General features: G+C 44.1%; 19 protein-coding genes. 13 read left to right on the forward strand and 6 right to left on the reverse strand.

Annotated features, from left to right (window positions below; all coding sequences use genetic code 11):
- The first annotated feature begins 95 nt into the window (after positions 1-95).
- The gene (gene era, locus POW22_RS05535) at positions 96-980 is read left to right on the forward strand and encodes a GTPase Era (RefSeq protein ID WP_272831630.1); all 885 of its coding nucleotides are present in this window, start codon (positions 96-98) and stop codon (positions 978-980) included.
- On the opposite strand, the gene POW22_RS05540 is transcribed toward era, so the two are convergent.
- Entirely contained in the window at positions 971-1,465 is a 495-nt protein-coding gene (locus tag POW22_RS05540; protein ID WP_272831631.1) for a GTP-binding protein, read from the reverse strand. The genes era and POW22_RS05540 overlap by 10 nt on opposite strands.
- 95 nt (positions 1,466-1,560) lie before the next feature.
- Here POW22_RS05540 and POW22_RS05545 point away from each other — a divergent pair, with 95 nt between their 5' ends.
- Both POW22_RS05545 and der read left to right on the forward strand, forming a co-directional pair.
- Complete coding sequence (locus POW22_RS05545) at positions 1,561-2,121, forward strand: sugar O-acetyltransferase (RefSeq protein ID WP_272831632.1); 561 nt, start codon at positions 1,561-1,563, stop codon at positions 2,119-2,121.
- A gap of 57 nt (positions 2,122-2,178) precedes the next feature.
- On the forward strand, positions 2,179-3,480 hold the full coding sequence (gene der, locus POW22_RS05550) for a ribosome biogenesis GTPase Der (RefSeq protein ID WP_272831633.1): 1,302 nt from the start codon (positions 2,179-2,181) through the stop codon (positions 3,478-3,480).
- A 2-nt stretch (positions 3,481-3,482) separates the two neighbouring features.
- Here the strand turns inward: der and POW22_RS05555 are convergent, their stop codons facing one another.
- The 5 genes from POW22_RS05555 to POW22_RS05575 are packed head-to-tail and all read right to left on the reverse strand — an operon-like array spanning position 3,483 to position 6,603.
- Positions 3,483-4,271 carry a TPM domain-containing protein gene (locus POW22_RS05555; RefSeq protein WP_272831634.1) on the reverse strand — a complete coding sequence of 263 codons (789 nt, stop codon included), beginning with the start codon at positions 4,269-4,271 and terminating at the stop codon, positions 3,483-3,485.
- A complete protein-coding gene (locus POW22_RS05560) occupies positions 4,264-4,704 on the reverse strand; it encodes a TPM domain-containing protein (RefSeq protein WP_272831635.1) in 441 nt (146 codons plus the stop codon). The genes POW22_RS05555 and POW22_RS05560 overlap by 8 nt, the downstream gene beginning before the upstream one ends.
- Entirely contained in the window at positions 4,705-5,286 is a 582-nt protein-coding gene (locus tag POW22_RS05565; RefSeq protein WP_272831636.1) for a LemA family protein, read from the reverse strand. It abuts the gene before it with no gap.
- 10 nt (positions 5,287-5,296) lie between these two features.
- Positions 5,297-5,626 (reverse strand): MerR family transcriptional regulator, encoded by a 330-nt coding sequence (locus POW22_RS05570; RefSeq protein WP_272831637.1) that lies wholly within the window; start codon positions 5,624-5,626, stop codon positions 5,297-5,299.
- On the reverse strand, positions 5,626-6,603 hold the full coding sequence (locus POW22_RS05575; RefSeq protein ID WP_272831638.1) for a M23 family metallopeptidase: 978 nt from the start codon (positions 6,601-6,603) through the stop codon (positions 5,626-5,628). Before POW22_RS05575 ends, POW22_RS05570 begins: the two co-directional genes overlap by 1 nt.
- 143 nt (positions 6,604-6,746) lie before the next feature.
- Here POW22_RS05575 and alaS point away from each other — a divergent pair, with 143 nt between their 5' ends.
- The 10 genes from alaS to POW22_RS05625 all read left to right on the forward strand — a co-directional run bounded on the left by alaS (position 6,747) and on the right by POW22_RS05625 (position 19,497).
- On the forward strand, positions 6,747-9,359 hold the full coding sequence (gene alaS / locus POW22_RS05580; RefSeq protein WP_272831639.1) for an alanine--tRNA ligase: 2,613 nt from the start codon (positions 6,747-6,749) through the stop codon (positions 9,357-9,359).
- A gap of 1 nt (position 9,360) precedes the next feature.
- Positions 9,361-10,308, forward strand: coding sequence for a GSCFA domain-containing protein (locus POW22_RS05585; protein ID WP_272831640.1), 948 nt, complete (start codon positions 9,361-9,363; stop codon positions 10,306-10,308).
- Positions 10,309-10,387: 79 nt separating this feature from the next.
- A complete protein-coding gene (locus POW22_RS05590; protein ID WP_272831641.1) occupies positions 10,388-10,915 on the forward strand; it encodes a DUF6252 domain-containing protein in 528 nt (175 codons plus the stop codon).
- A gap of 167 nt (positions 10,916-11,082) precedes the next feature.
- Positions 11,083-12,942: an outer membrane protein assembly factor BamB family protein gene (locus POW22_RS05595; protein WP_272831642.1), complete on the forward strand. Its 1,860-nt coding sequence runs from the start codon at positions 11,083-11,085 to the stop codon at positions 12,940-12,942.
- A gap of 154 nt (positions 12,943-13,096) precedes the next feature.
- The gene (locus POW22_RS05600; protein WP_272831643.1) at positions 13,097-14,524 is read left to right on the forward strand and encodes an MORN repeat-containing protein; all 1,428 of its coding nucleotides are present in this window, start codon (positions 13,097-13,099) and stop codon (positions 14,522-14,524) included.
- Positions 14,525-14,608: 84 nt separating this feature from the next.
- Positions 14,609-15,397, forward strand: coding sequence for an MORN repeat-containing protein (locus tag POW22_RS05605; protein WP_272831644.1), 789 nt, complete (start codon positions 14,609-14,611; stop codon positions 15,395-15,397).
- Between the two features lie 107 nt (positions 15,398-15,504).
- A complete protein-coding gene (locus POW22_RS05610) occupies positions 15,505-15,759 on the forward strand; it encodes a hypothetical protein (protein WP_272831645.1) in 255 nt (84 codons plus the stop codon).
- A 374-nt stretch (positions 15,760-16,133) separates the two neighbouring features.
- Complete coding sequence (locus tag POW22_RS05615) at positions 16,134-18,092, forward strand: ATP-binding protein (protein WP_272831646.1); 1,959 nt, start codon at positions 16,134-16,136, stop codon at positions 18,090-18,092.
- A gap of 74 nt (positions 18,093-18,166) precedes the next feature.
- Positions 18,167-18,817 (forward strand): response regulator, encoded by a 651-nt coding sequence (locus POW22_RS05620; protein WP_272831647.1) that lies wholly within the window; start codon positions 18,167-18,169, stop codon positions 18,815-18,817.
- A 68-nt stretch (positions 18,818-18,885) separates the two neighbouring features.
- Complete coding sequence (locus POW22_RS05625; protein ID WP_272831648.1) at positions 18,886-19,497, forward strand: DUF4230 domain-containing protein; 612 nt, start codon at positions 18,886-18,888, stop codon at positions 19,495-19,497.
- The last annotated feature ends 17 nt before the right edge of the window (positions 19,498-19,514 follow it).

Genomic DNA, 19,514 nt, shown 5'->3' on the forward strand with positions numbered 1-19,514 from the left:
CCCCTGTTTATCAGGCTAAAAAGAGTTAAGTGGTCGATTACTGTAGACGAGTGGTATTTTTCGTACGTTGAATGGTTTTATCGTAACTTTGTCGCATGGCACATAAAGCAGGTTTTGTCAATATTATAGGGAACCCAAACGTGGGTAAAAGCACCCTAATGAACGCTTTTGTAGGTGAGCGCCTTTCCATTATCACTTCTAAGGCGCAGACTACACGTCACCGAATTCTAGGTATTGTTAATGGAGAGGACTTTCAAGTTATTTTGAGCGATACTCCGGGCATCATCAAACCCGCTTATGAACTGCAGGCGGCTATGATGGATTTTGTGAAATCTGCCTTTGAAGATGCTGATGTTTTGCTCTACTTGGTGGAGTTGGGTGAGAAGTCCTTAAAGGATGAAGCTTTCTTTAAAAAGATCAACAGCACAGAGATTCCAGTATTGCTCCTTATTAATAAGATCGACACGGGGGACGAAGAAAAACTCAAGGAAGCCGAAGCGCTTTGGTCAGAACAAGTTCCCAATGCCGAGGTGTTTGCTATTTCTGCTTTAGAGAACTTCGGAGTGGAACAAGTCTTTAAACGCGTCTTGCAGCTGTTGCCAGAATCTCCACCTTTCTATCCTAAGGATGCCTTGACCGATAAGCCCGAGCGTTTCTTTGTCAATGAATCCATTCGCGAGAAGATCTTGTTGCATTACAAAAAGGAGATTCCTTATTCGGTAGAGATCGAGACGGAAGAGTTCTTTGAAGAAGACGATATCATCCGCATGCGTTCTGTGATCATGGTGGAGCGCGATTCTCAAAAGGGAATCATTATTGGCCATAAAGGTGCCGCCATTAAACGCGTGGGTATGGAAGCCCGAAAGGACTTGGAGAAGTTCTTCGGTAAACAAGTCCATTTGGAGTTATATGTCAAGGTCAATAAGAACTGGCGTTCCAGCGAACGTCAATTACGCCGTTTTGGATACAATCAATCCTGATTGATCACCTCCCACATAAATTTATGAAGTTCCAGCATCTGGCCGCGGCCAGTGGCTTTTCCCATCCGGCCTATAAAATAGAGGCTAAACCACGCAAGCACCATCAAAAGCATTAGTGCAATGGGCAAGGCAATGGATTCGTCTAGGGCGTAGTTGGAATACGCCCAAACTCCACAACTCAAAAAAAGCACAGCCACAATAAAATGCAGAAACATAAATAAGGTCCAGACCGTACTTCTGGGGCCAAAGAGCCCGCGAATTTCTGAAGTATTATCATCCAATGGATTAATCACTAAGTCTAATTGAGGTGACCAATACTGCTGGCGGGCTTTGGGTATTTTAATAAAGACATGTGCGTCCACTTGGGTGGTGATAAAACCAGCAGGGTCACTTGCCGCTTTAAAAGCTGTGAGTAATTTTTCTGCGGATTGATCCAAGCTCAATTTGAACCGCGGTCGCAATACCATTTCTTGTTTGACTTTCACGTTCGCAAAATCAGCCAATTAGCTGAGAACAAATATGATATTGCTCAGCTGGGAAGAATCCTCAAAACCCAGTATCTTTAAACAAACTACAAACCATGACCGAACGCGAAAAGATGTTGGCGGGCTTAATGTATGACCCTTTAGATCCGCAGTTATTGGAAGAAAGAGAGGCCGCTCGCGTGCTTTTTAAAAAGATCAACGATATGCCCGAGCACCTCAAGCCAGAGCGCGATAAGCTGTTTTATGAGCTTTTTGGCTCTGCCGGGAAAGGCCTTTGGATAGAGCCACCTTTTTACTGTGATTACGGCAACAATATTCATGCGGGAGAGAATGTATTTATGAATTTCGACTGCGTTATTCTAGATGTTTGCGAGGTTCGTTTGGGAGATCGAGTCATGTTTGGTCCTAAGGTGCAACTCTATACCGCGACCCATCCGCTCAATGCTAAAGCTCGCTCCAGTGGTGAGGAATTGGGCAAACCCATAACCATAGGAAATGATGTGTGGTTAGGCGGAGGAGCTATTGTTTGCCCCGGTGTTACTATTGGAGATGGCGCGGTGATCGGTGCGGGTGCTGTGGTGACCAAAGACATTCCAGCAAACGTCTTTGCTGGAGGGAATCCGGCAAAAGTTATTTCGCCAATTGACAATAAATAGACTTGGGGCACCGTGAAGCCGAAATAAAGTCTATTTTTGCAGCCTAAATCCGTAGCGATGAGTATTGTAGCCATAGTTGGACGTCCAAACGTAGGAAAATCAACCTTCTTTAACCGCCTCATTCAGAGACGCGAAGCGATCGTTGATGCTGTTTCTGGGGTGACCCGTGACCGCCATTATGGTAAGAGTGACTGGAACGGCAAGGAGTTCTCTTTGATCGATACTGGAGGATACGTCAAAGGAAGTGATGATATTTTTGAAGCCGAGATTGACAAGCAAGTAGAACTTGCTATTGATGAGGCCGATGTGATCATCTTCATGGTAGACGTGGAAACCGGTGTGACTGGGATGGATGAAGAAGTGGCTCAATTACTTCGCAAAGCCAAGAAACCGGTCTTTTTAGCCGTAAACAAGGTAGATAACTCCAAGCGTGTTAATGATGCGGTGGAGTTTTATTCCCTCGGATTTGAAAAATACTACACCATTGCTGCTACTAACGGTAGTGGAACCGGAGAACTTCTAGACGATTTGGTTGAAGCGCTCCCAAATGAAGTAGCCAGTGAAGAAGACGAACTTCCGCGCTTTGCTGTGGTAGGACGCCCTAATGCAGGGAAATCTTCCTTCATCAATGCTTTGATTGGCGAGGATCGTTATATCGTGACAGACATTGCAGGAACCACACGTGATGCTATTGATACCAAATACAACCGTTTTGGGTTTGAGTTCAATTTGGTAGATACCGCAGGAATCCGCAGAAAATCTAAAGTAAAGGAGGATCTGGAATTCTACTCCGTAATGAGATCTGTTCGCGCTTTAGAATATTGTGATGTCGCCTTATTGGTGATCGATGCGACTCGTGGCTTTGAAGGTCAAGACCAAAACATCTTTTGGTTGGCCCACCGCAATAACAAAGGAGTAGTCATCTTAGTGAATAAGTGGGATTTGGTAGAAAAGGACCATATGACCACCAAAAAGTTTGAGCAGTACATCCGCAAACAATGTGAGCCATTCACTGATGTGCCGATTGTTTTTATGTCTGCCCTAACCAAGCAACGTATTTTTAAAGCAATTGAGACTGCTGTTCAAGTTTACAAGAACCGTTCTCAGCGTATCAAGACCAGTGAGCTCAATGATGTGATGCTACCCATCATCGCTGCAACGCCTCCACCAGCATACAAAGGAAAATACGTGAAGATCAAATTCTGTACGCAGCTGCCAACGCCGCATCCAACCTTTGCGTTCTTTGCCAACTTGCCCCAATACGTCAAGGATCCTTATAAGCGTTTTATTGAAAATAAGCTGAGAGAGGAGTTTGATTACAATGGAGTTCCGTTGACCATTTATATGCGTAAGAAGTAAGCCTACCAACTTCCGCTAGCGCCTCCACCTCCAAAAGAGCCCCCTCCAAAAGTTCCTCCACCAAAGCCACCGCCACTGGATCCGTAGCTACCGCTCGAGCGTCCTTCGCTGGTCAAGACTATGTATTCCAAGAAAGAAGTGGCTGCAGCCCCTCTATTGCTTCCTCCACGGCCGCCGCGATTTTTGTATTGAAAATACTTGAGCAGTATAAAGATGATAATGAACAGGAGCATGGGTAGGTATTTTGCCCATTCAATATTCAGTCCTTTCCCAGATTCCGTCCCTTCAAACTCGCCTTCAATGGCTTGGAAGATCGCAGAAACCCCTGCGTCTAATCCTTTGTAATAACTCCCTTTTTTAAACTCCGGGATAATAACCTGGTCAATAATTGTTTTGGTTTCTAAGTCGGTCATGCGGTATTCAATACCGTAACCCGTTGAAATATCAATTTCCCGATCTCCATCAGAAAGTAAAATAAAGATCCCGTTGTCTTCCCGGTCCTGACCAACACCCCAAGCTGTACCCCAACGCGCCCCTAATAAGGAAATGTCATCGCCTTTTAGGCTAGAAACAGTTGCGATTACAATTTGGGTTGAAGTGGTGTCCGCATAACCTATGAGCCTGCGACTGAGTTCGTTTTCTTGATACTCTGTGAGTACGTCTGCATAGTCGTAAACCCTTTGCGTTCGCATTTTGTCCTTGGACGGCGTATCTGGAATTTGAAACTGCGCAAAGAGTGGTGCGCTAAAAAGCAACACTAGGGCAAATGCTATGAGCTGCAATCTATTCACCTTTGGAAATTTCGTTGGAGAGTTCGTTGGTGTCGTTGTCTTGAATCGGGAAGTATTGGGCTAAGGCCTTTCCAGCCTCAGTCACTCCGGCAATAAGACCTTGAGCAAAATGACCTTCCTTAAAGTATTTTACGATCTCGTCTTTGGTGGAATCCCAAAAGCCTTGTCCGACACGCTCATTAATTCCGCGATCCCCTAGAATGGTGAAGTTGTGATCATGGACCGCCACATAAATGAGAACACCATTGGCCAGTGCGGTCTGATCCATTTTTAGATTAAAGAAAACCTCTTTGGCCCGTTCCATTGGGCTTAGGTCTGTATGGCCTTCTAAATGAACGCGAATTTCTCCAGAAGTGCGTTCTTCTGCAAGATGAATGGCGTCAATGATGGATTGCTCTTCGTCAGCCGTTAAGAAGGATTCAACCTGCCCCATTTAGTCAAAGTCTACTACAGGCGCGGTTTCTGTTCCTTCTGCGGCTTCAAAGTATTCTTTCTTTTCAAAGCCTAAAGCTCCAGCAATGAGCGAAGTTGGAAAAGATCTGATGGTGGAATTATAAGGATTCACCACCTCATTATAACGCACGCGTTCCACGTTGATACGGTTCTCAGTGCGCTCCAATTCATTAATGAGTTCCTTGAAGTTCTCGTTAGCTTTGAGGTCTGGATAACGCTCAAAAACTGCGAGCAAACGCGCAAGAGCAGAATTCAAACTTCCCTGTACCTTTTCAAATTGTTCCAATTGCTCCGGAGTGATATTACTCGGGTCAATGGTAACGGCAGTAGCTTTGCTACGCGCTTCAATAACCTTGGTCAAAGTCTCTTGTTCAAATTCAGCATAGCCTTTGGCTGTATTGACTATGTTAGGAATCAAGTCAGCCCGCCTTTGATAAGAGCTCTCAACATTAGCCCATTGGGCGTTGATGTCCTCTTCTGAGCTAACTAGGGAGTTATTGGTAGAAATTCCCCAAAAAGCAACGGCCGCTATAATGATAATTGCGGGTAACCATTTTTTCATAATTGCCAGTTTATAGTTGATCTTTTATTTTGAGCAGCTCTGCCTTAATACCTTCTAACTTTCTAATGATCTCAAAGGTGTCAAGCGTTTTCTTCTTGTTTTCCTTAAGATGGATTTTGGCTCCTTCTAGTGTAAAGCCTCGCTCTTTTACCAGATGATAGATAAGTTCTAGGTTCTTTATATCCTCCGGGGTGAATTTTCGGTTGCCTTTGGCATTTTTTTTAGGCTTGAGGATATCAAATTCCTTTTCCCAAAAGCGAATCAATGAAGTGTTTACACCAAAAGCCTCAGCCACTTCTCCTATACCGTAATAGCGTTTTTCGGGTAAACTGATCTGCATTAGTCGAGCGATTCGTTTTCTTGTTGTGAGGCTTTGAGCAGTTCGTTGAACTCTTCTGCAGTGAGGTTGCCGTAGTAGAAATGAATCGGGTTGATTTTGTCCCCGTCCTTAAAGATCTCATAGTGCAGGTGAGGGGCTTCAGATCGACCTGTACTTCCCACAAAGCCAATAAGATCTCCGCGTTTTACCTTTTGGCCTTTTTTTACATTGTACTTGTACAAATGCGCATAAAGACTTTCGTAGCCGTAGCCGTGCGATATTCTAATGTGTCTTCCGTAACCAGCAGCAGCGGCATCAGCACGGGTTACTACTCCATCTCCAGAGGCATATACAGGAGTTCCACGGGGGGCGGTGAAATCCATGCCGTAATGAAATTTACGTGCCTTGGTAAAAGGGTCGGTTCTATATCCAAAACCAGATGCCATTCTGGTCAGATCCTCATTGCGAACCGGTTGAATGGCTGGTATTGCCGCCAGAAGTTTTTCTTTTTCTTCTGCCAAGATCGCTATTTCATCTAAGGATTTAGATTGTACTACGATCTGCTTGGTGATCACATCCAAGCGTTTTGCTGTAGATATGAGCAGGTTAGAATTGTCAAATCCTTCCCATTCTTTGTATCGATTCACACCACCAAATCCAGCCAAGCGCTGTTCGTCTGGAATTGGGTTGGCTTCAAAATACACGCGATACAGGTTGTTATCGCGCTCCTGCAATTCGGTCAAGACGGCTTGGGCCTGATCCATCTTTTTGTTCAAAAGCTCCAAACGAAGTTCTGCATTGGCCAATTCTCTGGCTAGTGCTTTCTCTTTAGGAGTTTCTATATACGGTAAATTGAGGTAAAGCAGAAAGAAGAACAATCCACTGAGCAAAATGCCCAAAGCAGACAGGAGGATAAACCCAAAAGTTCTGCCCTTTTTGGGTTCTATTTTTCGATAGGATAAAGTCTCGCTATCGTAGTAATATTTTACCTTCGACATAAGTTAAAATGTGCTATTTTTGCCCTTGATTATTGGGGTATTACAAGGCGCTAACGCAGTACAAAGATAAAAATTGTTTGTGGCCTATCCTAATGCAACGGTTGGCTGAGGTAAGTCCGCCTAACTCATTTAAAATAAACCAGATGAAGTCCCAGGACATTCGCAAGACATTCTTAGAATTTTTCAACTCCAAAGCACACGCTATAGTGCATTCTGCGCCTATGGTGATCAAAGACGATCCAACGCTGATGTTTACCAACGCAGGGATGAATCAATTCAAGGAGTTCTTCTTGGGCAATAAGAAATCCAACGATCCGCGTATTGCAGATACTCAAAAGTGTTTGCGTGTAAGCGGAAAACACAACGACTTGGAAGAGGTAGGAAAGGATACCTATCACCACACCATGTTTGAGATGTTGGGGAACTGGAGTTTTGGAGATTATTTTAAAGAAGAAGCCATTGCTTGGGCCTGGGAACTTTTAACCGAGGTCTTTAAAATTGATAAAGACAGCCTTTATGTGACCATTTTTGAAGGTGACGCTTCAGAAGGACTCGACAGAGATACTGAGGCCTATAAATTCTGGTCGCAGCACATTGCAGAAGACCGTATTCTCAACGGAAACAAAGCCGATAATTTCTGGGAGATGGGTGATCAAGGACCTTGTGGGCCTTGTAGTGAGATTCACGTAGACATCCGCTCAGACGAAGAAAAACAAAAAGTATCTGGTGCAGATCTGGTAAACATGGACCATCCTTTGGTGGTTGAGATCTGGAACCTGGTATTCATGCAATACAATCGTAAGGCAGACGGTTCATTGGAAAAGCTTCCTGCACAGCACGTAGATACCGGAATGGGCTTTGAGCGTCTGTGTATGGTCTTGCAAGACAAAAAGAGTAATTACGATACGGACGTATTCACGCCGCTGATTCGTGAGATCGAGGCAATTACCAATTCCAAATACGCCCAATCAGAAGAGGTGGATATTGCCATCCGTGTGATTGCAGATCACTTGCGTGCCGTTGCATTTGCCATCGCAGACGGACAGTTGCCATCCAATACAGGAGCCGGTTATGTGATCCGCAGAATTTTGAGACGTGCTATTCGATACGGCTTTACATTCTTGGATCAAAAAGAACCCTTCATTTATGAATTGGTAGCCACTTTGACAGCTCAAATGGGAGCTGCTTTCCCAGAGTTGAAAAAACAAAAGAACTTGATCACCAACGTGATCAAAGAAGAGGAGCAATCCTTTTTACGCACCTTAGATCAAGGACTTCTACTTTTGGATCAAGTAATCACAAACGCCAAAGGTGAAACCATTTCTGGTGAGAAAGTCTTTGAACTTTACGATACTTATGGCTTCCCAAAAGACCTAACGGCACTTATCCTCAGTGAGCGTGGCTTGAGTATGGATGAGGCCGGTTTTGATAAAGAGCTGCAAAAACAAAAAGAACGTTCCCGCGCTGCAACAAAAGTAGAGACGGGAGATTGGGTTGAACTTCGTGAAGACGATGAAGAAGAGTTTGTGGGTTATGACACACTTTCTGCACCTGTAACCATCACGCGTTATCGTGAAGTAGCCACCAAGAAAGACGGAACCCTCTATCAATTGGTATTCAACGTCACGCCTTTTTATCCAGAAGGTGGAGGACAGGTAGGTGATAAGGGCTACCTAGAAGCTTCCAATGGAGAGGTCGTTTATATCATCGACACAAAAAAAGAAAACAACCTCATTGTTCACTTTGCTAAGAACTTGCCGCGTCATCCCGAGGCGAATTTTACCGCTGTGGTGGATGAGAAACAACGTGCGCGCTCAGCGAGCAATCACACTGCGACTCACCTATTGCATCAGGCGTTGCGCAACATTTTAGGCACCCATGTAGAGCAGAAAGGTTCTATGGTGCATTCGGGGAATCTGCGTTTTGACTTCTCACATTTCTCAAAGGTAACCACAGAACAATTGGAAGAGGTGGAATCCTTTGTCAATGCGCGTATCCGCGAAGGTTTGCCTTTAGAAGAGCAACGTGGAATTCCTTATGACACGGCCATTGAGCAAGGAGCTATTGCGCTGTTTGGTGAAAAGTATGGAGATGCCGTGCGTACCATTCGTTTTGGAAAATCCATGGAACTCTGTGGAGGAACTCACGTAGCCAATACCAGTGATATCTGGCATTTTATCATTACTTCCGAATCTGCTGTAGCCGCTGGAGTTCGCCGTATTGAGGCGATCACTAGTGATGCCGCTAAGGCTTATTTTGAAGATACTTCCAAGGAGCATCAGCAGCTAAAACAGCTGTTGAATAACGCAAAAGATCCTGTGGGGGTGTTAGAAGGCATTCAGCAAGAGAACGCTCAGCTTAAAAAACAAGTACAGCAACTACTTAAAGAAAAGGCCAAGCACCTCAAAACGCATTTGATAGACCAGTTGGAGCAGAAAGAAGGTGTAGCCTTCTTAGCGACAGAAGTTGATCTGGACGCCGGAGGCATGAAAGATCTCGCCTTTGAAATGGGACAGAACAGAACGGATCTGTTCTTACTTTTAGGATCGCGTCAAAACGGAAAGGCCTTGTTGAGCTGTTATATTTCTAAGGAGCTAGCTGCAGATAGAAAACTCAATGCGGGAACCATTGTTCGGGAATTGGGGAAACACATTCAAGGAGGAGGTGGAGGCCAGCCGTTCTTTGCAACCGCTGGAGGAAAGAATCCAGACGGAATTGAGGCAGCTCTCACAGCGGCAGCACAATATCTAAACTAAGTTGAAGCGGAGTACGACCATATCGTTTACTCCACAATCTCCTGCGATAGATCATCACAGCAGTAGTCTTTTTCTAGGCTCCTGTTTCGCTATTAATATGGCAGAGAAGTTTGATTTCTTCTCCCTGCCGTATACTTCCAATCCTTTTGGGGTTTTGTTTCAGCCATTAGCTATTGAGTCATTGGTTAAGCGGGCATTGGATCAGCAGGTATTTACAGAAGCTGATCTGGATCAACGCGATGATATCTGGTTTTCTTTTAATGCCCATACTTCGCTCAGTGGGGTTGATAAGCAAACAGTTTTAGACGGATCGAATTCAGCGCTGAGCGATCTAAGGTTTGCGCTACTAGACGCTAAACACATCATCATCACACTGGGTACTGCTTGGGCTTACAAACATTTGGAGCGCAATCAGTTTGTGGCCAATTGCCACAAACAACCCGGAGGAGTCTTTAATAAGGAGCTGTTGTCCATACAGAATATTGAGCGTAGTTTGAGCCATATCTATGAGCTAATTCACGATCAAAATCCTGAGGTAAACGTTCTATTTACTGTTTCTCCGGTACGTCATATCAAAGATGGTATTGTGGAGAACTCAAGATCCAAAGCGCATTTATTGGCAGCGGTCCATCAAGTAGTTGATGAAAATGAGCAAGCCCATTACTTCCCAGCTTATGAGCTTTTAATGGACGAGTTGCGGGACTATCGCTACTACGGATCTGATCTCATCCACCCCGATGCGCAGGCCATTTTTCATGTTTGGGAGTGCTTTAAAACCGCCTGGGTCGCCCGAGAATCCCAAGAACTTATGGAAACTATTGGTGGGCTAAAAGCTGCTATGAATCACCGCTCGCAAATTCCCGGGAGCAATGCAGATCGCGACTTCAAACGCAAGCTGCAAGAGCGTTTAGAAGCCTTTAGAGCTAAACATCCACACATCAGTATTTAATCAAATACGACAACTGCCCTATTGATTGACAGGGCAATAGTGTTCAATTTTGCCTCAAGAAATCATTAAATCGAGCATCATGAACACTCTTAAAGTATTAAGCCGATACGCTTTCATTTTTATAGCATTGTTGGCAACTGCCTGTGATAAAGACGACGATTCTTCCGATGGAGGAGACGATTCGGCAGCGAGCGGAGAAGAATTTGTAACTGCTAAAGTAGACGGCGCTGATTATGCCGCTGCACAAGATCCGGTGATCATTGTAGGAGCAGTAATTGACAGTGGGATCCTAAACGTACAAGGAGGAACCAATAGCGGAGAGACCATTCGCTTTACCATTGTAAATTATGACGGCCCTGGAACCTATGTCTCTGGCGACAATGTTTCCAATCAGAACCTTATGGGATATTTCACTGTAACTCCAGTTGCAGGATGGTTAAACAACGGTGTTACTTCTTTAGTGGATGGAGTAGGAACCGGAACGGTTGAAGTGACCTCTGACGCAGACGGCGTAGTAGAAGGTACTTTTTCATTCAAAGGCTATAACGCAGAAGACATGACTATGAAAACCATCACCGAAGGTCAATTCAAAGCTATTGTAGATTAAGCGAATCTCAATGTTGAGGTTTTTATGTGGAGAGTCGGGATATCCTAGGGTATCTCGGCTTTTACGCTTTTATACTAACTGCTTGAAATTCAGAATACGGCAATTGCCCTATTGAACGGCTACGTCATTTAAACCACTTTTGAACAACACTAAAAACGATTCAAATTATGAGACCAACAGCTTCACTTTTAACCCTACTTTTAGTTTGCTTGAGCATGACTTCGCTCTCGCTGGCTCAAAAGGCAGAGACCCCAGATTGGCAATACAATACAGGAGCTAAGATCAATGACATGACCATTACCCAAGGCGGAACTGTGGTCGTAGCAACAAACGATGGCTTGGTTGGTATTAAGCCTGGGTCTAATGACCTGTTATTCAACTTTACGGACTACGGCCGTGTTAAGCCTGAAGAATTGACTTTTATTCCTAATTCTCCTTATGTGATGGTGGGACAGACCGGTTTTGGTGCCATGACCACTAAAAAGGCGGTTATTGATTATATGTCGGGGAAAACACTTTTCAGCACGGAAAATAACGGTTGGAAGATGGTTTGGACCTGTCATGTGATGATGCCTCAAAACAAACTGGTTGTAAGCGGACAGCGCCGAGCCAGTGAAAAATATACAAATGCCGTGGCTATTTATGATCTAAACACTGGAGAGCAGGAGAGCTTCTTCAAGTTCAAGGGATCAGAAATGGTGAGCGGCCGCCCTTTGCTTTTAAAGAACGGATTGATTATTCCAACGAGCAAAGGACTTTCAAAAGTGGACATGAACAGCGGAACCATTGCCTGGAAGGCAGACCTAAAGAATGTGGGTTGGATGGTTGCTGATGAGTCCGAACAAGAAATCTATGGCTTTGTGGGTAAGCCCAACGGTGGATCCACCAAGGTGTACAAAATTAGCGCGACTGGCCAAATGCTGTGGGATGATGGGCATAAGGTCAAGGGAAGCGTAGTAAATTTTGAGATCTTACCCCAAGGCCTTGCTATTGTGAGTAACGTGGACAATTCTGGCAAGAAAGGAATTATGAGCGTTGCAGCCGGAAGATCGGAGAGCAAAATCGCTTTCCTTTCCGCACAAACCGGTGATGACCTTTGGGAGAAGGCTCCTAAGACCAAAGGTTATGTGCAACATTTTTACATCATGGATGACGGAATTCTCTTCGGGATCTATGAAGGCGGGATCAACAAGATTTCCTTTGATGGACAGACTTTGTTCAAAAAGCCTCTAAAAACAGGGGAGAATATTCTAACCATGGCCTCTACTCCGCAGGGATTGATCTACATCACCTCAGAAGATGCTAACATCGTAAATCTAGAAACGGGAGAGCAGGTTTGGAACAAGCCGCTAAAGTATCGCCGTGCAGATGCGGTAAGTTCAACTTTTGACAGTCAGAACAACCGTTATTTGATCGGAGCCGATGAGGTTGTGTTTGCAGTAGATGCGAACTCTGGTGAGGTTTCAGACTTTGCTGAGGTATCTTTTGAAGGCAAAGAAGATCCAACAGGTATTGAATGTAGAGACGGGGGAGTCTTATTGACCAGTAGTCAAAACTTGATGCTCTTGGATTTTGGAGGAACTACAGATTGGCATGAATATCACAGAGCTCCAGGAAAGAGTGCCTTTGGTGCTATCTTGGCTGGTGCTATGGCAGTGGCTACAGCAGCTACCGCGGCTGCCAGTTATGCGGAGGCCAACAACAACAGAAACCGCTTGGGCAATTACACTTCTCGCGGGCAGGCTTATGCTGACTTGGGTGCTGGAATGGCTATGGCGAGTGGTGCTTCCATCAATGAAATGCTCAAAAGATTTAAGGCAACTTCTGCTACAGAGAATGCGCAATTTGTTTTGACCAAACTGGACGACGGCGTGGGCTTGGTAAAGATCAATAAAGACACCGGTCTTGTGGAGAAAGAAATCATCCTCAAAGACAAAAAGCCAGAATATCAAGTAGATGACTTTGGTGGTATCCTTTATTACAAGGCAGATAACAGTACCATTTATGCCTACGATCTGAACAAATAAAAATCCCAAACTGCCTTTTAAGAAATACCCTCCATCTGCTGAGGGTATTTCTTTTATTGTTCCCGATAATTTTTAACTTAGTGAAATAGTAAGTTTTAACCATCGCAAAATGGCAGGTTTTCCATTTTGCAAACCATCTCCAAACCGTAGTCATATGAAAACCTTAGTTTCTTTTTTGGTACTTCTGTTCTTTGTATCCACAAGTTGGGCGCAAATTCCGGAGCCAACCAATCCAGTCCGTCAAGAAGCCAGTCAAAAACAGCCCTCTTATATCAAGTCGGCAACCTATAAAAAAACAGGTGACGATACCTACACACTTTATAGTGAAAGCGGTATTGCGCTCAACCAAATGCAAGACTTGACCAAGTTGAGTACAAGTTCTTTGGCCACCTTACACTTGCCTTCAAGAACGATCATTCTGTTGACGGATTTTGATGATGTTGCGGTTGGGTCCACCAATCCAACAAAGATTCTTTTAAGAGATACGGCCAAGGATTTTTATTTGACCAACCCGAACTCCTTTATCACTTATGTCGACGACAAGTCTTATACCGTAGAGGTAACTCGTGTAAAAGACAGTTACGTAGCCTATGTGGCCGAACTAGACAAGACCTATGTTGAAAAAAACATTCGGTTGTTCCCGGATTGGGGAGCAGCTAATTTGATAGATATGGGCTACGCTCCAGACAATACGTATTGGTATCGTGATGTAGACACCAAGGAGTACGCCATTATCATTAGAGGAGAGAGCATGGATTATACCGATGTGACCTCGGAACTTCGTGGTGATGATCGGATCATCTTAAAAAATGGTAAGCCTATTTATTTACTTAAAGACTACGTGAACACTTCAACCTATGTAGTACGCCCAGTAAGCACTAAAGTTGGGGCCTACGGCTCTGAAGGTGGTGGTAGTGTGAGCAGTGATTCCAACTGTGTTCGCGGAGATTGTGAAGATGGTTTTGGAAAGTATGAGTACAACAACGGCTACTATGATGGTTTTTGGCGCAATGGTAAAAAGTCGGGGTATGGACTCTACTCTTGGGATGATGGCGCTACCTATATTGGTAATTGGGAGAATGATAATATGGACGGTTACGGAGTCTTTACCGATAATAATGACGATATGTATAAAGGCATGTTCAAAAACGATGCCTTGCAAGGAAAAGCAGTTAAAAATATAGGCGATGATTGGGAGCGAGGAATTTACGATGAAGGCCGACTAACCCAAGAGTTTGACTTTTACGGAACAGATGAAACCGAAGGATGTACCGTAGGAGACTGTCAAGACAAATACGGAAAAATGGTCTTTGACAACGGAGACACCTTTGTAGGTTTCTTTAAAAACGGTAATCTGCAAATGGGAACCTATAGTTTTGCCTCGGGCGCGAGTTATAGCGGTCAATTTGATAGTTCAGGACGTTTTTCTGGTATGGGCCGATTTTGGTTTGCCAATGGCGATTATTACGGCGGTGCTTGGTCCAAGGGGAAATTTAACGGTCGGGGATATTATTCGGTCAAGGATTCCGGTGACATTAAGATCGGGTATTTTGAAGATGGCAATTTTGTCCGATCGGAATAGTCAAAGTATTTAAAATACGGCACTTGCCGTATTTTTTTTGTACCTTAAAGTGGGCATTTTTGATACACATAAAAACAAACAATGATGAGACTTTTACTAGCATTAGCCCTTGTGTTTGGAACTATGCAAGCCTGGGCTCAAGAAATCCCTCAAAAACCACAAAACCCAAATAAACCCAAGGAGATGCCGGCCAAAAAGAACACGGTGGTCTCTAGCGATTGTGACTGGGGAGATTGTGTTAACGGTTACGGTAAGAAGACCTATGACAATGGCGATTACATTGGTTTTTGGCGCAATGGCAAAAAAGAAGGTTACGGCAGTTACTATTGGTTTGAGACCAAAGGACAGTACATTGGTGAATGGACCGATGATAATATGCACGGCTATGGCGTATATATAGGCGAGAACAAAGACAACCTCAAGGGGCAATACAGAAACGGTTCCATGAATGGCATCGGGGTAACGGTGCGCAATAACGAATGGGAGCAAGGGATATTCACCAACGGTAGTCTTACCGAGCGCTATCCGTACTACAGCAATAACAAAAATAAGGGATGTTCCATTGGAGACTGTAACAACGGTTACGGACGTTGGGACTATGACAATGGGGATAATTATATCGGCTTCTTTGAGAACGGAAACTTAAAACAGGGTAGTTATAATTTCTCTAGCGGCGCGAAGTATTCTGGAGAATTCAACAGCAACAATCAAATGCACGGCATGGGCCGTTATTGGGCCAGTGACGGTTCCTATTACGGAGGATATTGGGCCAACGGAAAATTTAATGGACGGGGTTATTATGACAACAAGGCTACTGGAAAAAAGGAAGTCGGTGTTTGGAATAATGGCGTATTGTCCAAGTCCATGTATTAGTAAGCTTAGGCAAACCTAAGTGTCGGGAGCAATTTTTCAGTAGTGAGAATTATTGATAATTTGAGAAATTGCTCTTATTTTTAGGAAATAACCAACACCTTACTCTTATGGAATTTATATTCTTTACCCTGATGAGCTTGTTTACTTCTTCTGCGGATTTGCCTCAGGCTGATTTGACCATTCAAGCACAACAAATTGAATTACAACAGAAGACCGATAGCGGTTCTGGATCCTATGCCGGGGTGGCAAAAACCAACAACGGTTCGGGATCTTATGCAGGAGTTGCAAGAAATCTTTCTGACAAAGCTCCAAAAGGAAACCGAGGAGGGACTAGATCTCGCAGCGGTTCTGGATCTTATTAATTTAAAGAGGAATCCTTTTCCCCAACATTTTACTACCTACACTTTTTAAGGCAATTGCCCTATTGTAAACGCAGGCTGGCGTAGCTAATTTTACATCTACTATATCAGCATGATGGAAAGCAATAGCGTATTTATTGTCGGGTTCGTGCTGGTGCTCGCACTGCTCATTCTGTTGTTTTACAGGAGGAATATATCTGCCTTGAAAACAGCGCATTTAGAGCGTTGCGACACCTTGTCGAACTGTTATAATAAGCATAAAGATCAGATCCAAAAACGTCAAGGACTTTTGAGTGATTATGATTTTGAGCGCTTTAATTTAGAGCGAGTCTTGCAGCCGCAACCAAAGCTGCATTGCACTTAACGCCAAGACCATTATGAAGATTAAATACGGCTTTTTATTGCTATTGCTCTTATGGCAATCCTGGGGAACGGCTCAAGTTCTCCAAGAGAATATTGACAGTCTACTTATAGAATACCAACGCTTGGGGCCAGATACCAATAGGGTGAGATTGTTAGAAAAACTCGCGTCACACTACAACGTTGCTGCTTTAGACAGTGCGCGTGCCTTTGCCATTGAAGGTATAGCCTTAGCAGAAGACCTCAAGGATGTCAATGGGCGCTGGAGTACCCGTAATGTATTGGGGACTTACCACGAGCGCAAGGCGCAATATGACAGCGCGCTAGTTCAATATGATGATGCACTAAAAATCATTGACTCTCTTAAGAGTGTGCGCGGCTATGCCGTAGTGCTGAACAATAAGGCTACGGTGTACATCAGGCAAGCCAAATATGAAGAAGCTTTGTCTTTGCTGTTTCGCGCCTTAGAGGCAGAAGAGCAATTGGGCAATCAAGAAGGCGTTGCTCAGGCATATAACAATATCGGGGTGGTCTACTATTACTCCCAAAACTTTGACAAGACCACTGAGTACCTCACTAAAGCTTTAGAAATTCAAGAGGAGCTCGGCAAGTTAGACGGCCTTATTTTAGGTTATAACAACGTCGGTGCTATTCGAGATTATCAACAGAAATACAAAGAAGCCATTGGTTCGTATCAAAAGGCCTTGGACATCAGTAAACAACTAGGCGATGTAAAACAGGAAGCAATTGCTTGGTCTAATATTGCTTTGGCTCGTGCCAAAATGGGAGATCTTTCTGGAGCAGAAGCAGACATAACCACAGCCCTTGCCCTACGCGATAAAGCCAGTGATCCTCAAGGTAAGGCGCAGAGTCAGATCACCTTTGGGCAAGTGTTGCAGCGTCAAAAACGATTTGGGCTTGCAAAGACCTATTATGAAAAGGCGCTTGAAGTGGCCAAGAGCAATGATCTACTGTTGCTGCAAAGAGAAGCGCTTACCGGACTTTCCGACCTAGCAACGGAAAACAAGAATTATCAGGCTGCTACCACTTACCTCAATGAGATCCTTGTGATCAAAGACAGCATTACCAATAAGGAAAATGCCGAGGCCATGGCAGAAATGGAAACCAAGTATCAGACCCAGCAAAAGGAAAATCAGATCTTGGAACAGCGGGCAGAGTTGGCAGAAGCCAAACTTATCAATCGTCGCAGAACAGCCCTTTTGGTTGGGAGTTTGGGGCTGGCATTCTTGTTTGGTCTAATCGGCTTTTTGGTATACAAACAGCAGCGTCTAAAAAATCAGCAGCTCCAAAAGGAAGCGGAGCTCAGAACAGCTCTTGCCAAGATAGAGACCCAAAACAGTTTGCAAGAGCAGCGCTTGCGAATCTCTAGAGATCTGCATGACAACATTGGTGCTCAGCTCACTTTCATCATTTCTAGTTTAGATAATCTCAAGTATGGATTCAAGGACATGGAGGAAAAGCTCAAAGGCCGCTTGAGCGGAATCAGCAGTTTTACCAGTCAAACCATCTACGAGTTACGCGATACGATTTGGGCTATGAACAAGGACAACATCAGCTTGGAAGATCTCAAAACACGCATCACCAACTTTATGGATCAAGCCAAGGCTTCCACTCAAGGAATTGCCTTTGACGTAAAACTGGATCCAAACTTAGATCCAGACCACAGTTTTAAAGCTTTGACTGGGATGAACCTCTACCGAATCATCCAAGAGTCTGTCAACAACAGCCTGAAGTATGCCAATCCAACTAAGATAGAACTGCAAATTGATCAAACACCAGAAGGACTTAATCTCGTGGTTTCTGATAACGGGCAAGGCTTTGATGAAAATGAGATCGAGGCTGGTAATGGCTTAGGCAATATGCGTAAACGCGCCAGAGAGCTTCAAGCCACGCTTGATATTAAAAGTGCGCCGGGTGCAGGAACTCAAGTACATTTAGTTTTACCCACACAATAGGGCAATTGCCTTATTGCAAAATTGACTCTTACTGCTGATATTGATAACAGCTTAGAATTTCTATCTTTAAGAATATGAATCGCAAACTGGCCATAGTAGACGACAACTCTTTTTTGATCAATGCCGTTAAGGAAAAGCTTTCCTTTTTTGACAATATCTCGGTACGATTTTCGGCCTGTGATGGGAGCGATCTTCTTAAAAAACTAGAAGACAATCACAACATAGATCTTATCCTGATGGATATTGAGATGCCTGTTTTGGACGGAATAGAGACCACGGCCGTGGTCAAACAAAAGTATCCGCATATTAAGATCATTATGTTGACGGTTTTTGATAACGATGAAAACATATTCAACGCCATCAAAGCCGGTGCCGACGGGTATTTGCTCAAAGATGTCAATCCGGATGATCTCCATAACGGGATAGAAGAGACCCTCAATGGTGGGGCTGCGATGAATCCATCCATCGCGCTTAAGACCTTGAAATTACTCAGGAACCCATCCGCAGTAAAAAATCAAGAGGATAAAGAGCAGATCGCTTTGTCCAAGCGTGAGATAGAAGTATTGGAGCAACTCAGTACCGGCTTGAGCTATACTGCCATTGCCGATAATTTGATCCTTTCCCCAAGCACGGTGCGCAAGCACATTGAGAATATCTACAAAAAACTACAAGTACACAGCAAAATTGAGGCTGTTCAAAAGGCCAGAAACCACAATTTGATCTGATACTCAGGGGTTGAGGTGTTCCGGTCAATTTGCTCAAAAAGACGTACCTTAGAGCAAGACTAGGAACCATGCGTAATTTCTTATTCGGAGCTTGTTTTGCTTTACTGATCGTCTTTGTTTATCAGTATTGTGACTACCGTCGTCAAGGCTCGCAAGAACAATTGCAGAGCTCTGCGCTTTTACAGCAACAGCTGGAGAATGTAGGCAAGCTGATAGTGACCGAATCTAACTTTACGCAGATTCACAATTACGAAGATTCCAAAAAGTATTATTTCGACGCCTTGACCTTCAAAAAGAAGGCTTTGGTGGTTGTTGATGCCAAAGCACAGGTCAGTTATGATCTACGGCAGATGGAGGTCCGCATCGATACCAGTTCTAAAACTGTGGTCATTACCCACATCCCAGAACCGGAATTGAGTCTGTCTCCCAAGATCGAATACTTTGATGTTGAAGGAGGATTCTTAAACGATTTTGATGCCGAGTCGCTCAATGCGATCTCAGCAAAAGTAACGGATAGCCTTAGGATGCAGGCTTTGCAAAGTCCGTTGATGAGCAATGCTCAGAATCGATTGATCTCCGAACTTCAGCAGCTTTTTGTGTTGACCAACTCCATGGGTTGGTCTTTGATCTATCGGGATCGAACCATTAAGGAACCCGAAGATTGGGTCTTCCTAGATTAATCAAAACCTGCAATCAT

The organism is Gilvibacter sediminis, assembly GCF_028561565.1.
GTDB lineage: Bacteria > Bacteroidota > Bacteroidia > Flavobacteriales > Flavobacteriaceae > Gilvibacter > Gilvibacter sediminis.

Bases quoted from the DNA above. Each gene is read 5' to 3' on its own strand.
- era (WP_272831630.1), top strand. From the start codon at position 96: ATGGCACATAAAGCAGGTTTTGTCAATATTATAGGGAACCCAAACGTG.
- POW22_RS05545 (WP_272831632.1), top strand. From the start codon at position 1,561: ATGACCGAACGCGAAAAGATGTTGGCGGGCTTAATGTATGACCCTTTA.
- der (WP_272831633.1), top strand. From the start codon at position 2,179: ATGAGTATTGTAGCCATAGTTGGACGTCCAAACGTAGGAAAATCAACC.
- POW22_RS05560 (WP_272831635.1), bottom strand. From the start codon at position 4,704: ATGGGGCAGGTTGAATCCTTCTTAACGGCTGACGAAGAGCAATCCATC.
- POW22_RS05565 (WP_272831636.1), bottom strand. From the start codon at position 5,286: ATGAAAAAATGGTTACCCGCAATTATCATTATAGCGGCCGTTGCTTTT.
- POW22_RS05570 (WP_272831637.1), bottom strand. From the start codon at position 5,626: ATGCAGATCAGTTTACCCGAAAAACGCTATTACGGTATAGGAGAAGTG.
- POW22_RS05575 (WP_272831638.1), bottom strand. From the start codon at position 6,603: ATGTCGAAGGTAAAATATTACTACGATAGCGAGACTTTATCCTATCGA.
- alaS (WP_272831639.1), top strand. From the start codon at position 6,747: ATGAAGTCCCAGGACATTCGCAAGACATTCTTAGAATTTTTCAACTCC.
- POW22_RS05590 (WP_272831641.1), top strand. From the start codon at position 10,388: ATGAACACTCTTAAAGTATTAAGCCGATACGCTTTCATTTTTATAGCA.
- POW22_RS05595 (WP_272831642.1), top strand. From the start codon at position 11,083: ATGAGACCAACAGCTTCACTTTTAACCCTACTTTTAGTTTGCTTGAGC.
- POW22_RS05600 (WP_272831643.1), top strand. From the start codon at position 13,097: ATGAAAACCTTAGTTTCTTTTTTGGTACTTCTGTTCTTTGTATCCACA.
- POW22_RS05605 (WP_272831644.1), top strand. From the start codon at position 14,609: ATGAGACTTTTACTAGCATTAGCCCTTGTGTTTGGAACTATGCAAGCC.
- POW22_RS05610 (WP_272831645.1), top strand. From the start codon at position 15,505: ATGGAATTTATATTCTTTACCCTGATGAGCTTGTTTACTTCTTCTGCG.
- POW22_RS05615 (WP_272831646.1), top strand. From the start codon at position 16,134: ATGAAGATTAAATACGGCTTTTTATTGCTATTGCTCTTATGGCAATCC.
- POW22_RS05620 (WP_272831647.1), top strand. From the start codon at position 18,167: ATGAATCGCAAACTGGCCATAGTAGACGACAACTCTTTTTTGATCAAT.
- POW22_RS05625 (WP_272831648.1), top strand. From the start codon at position 18,886: ATGCGTAATTTCTTATTCGGAGCTTGTTTTGCTTTACTGATCGTCTTT.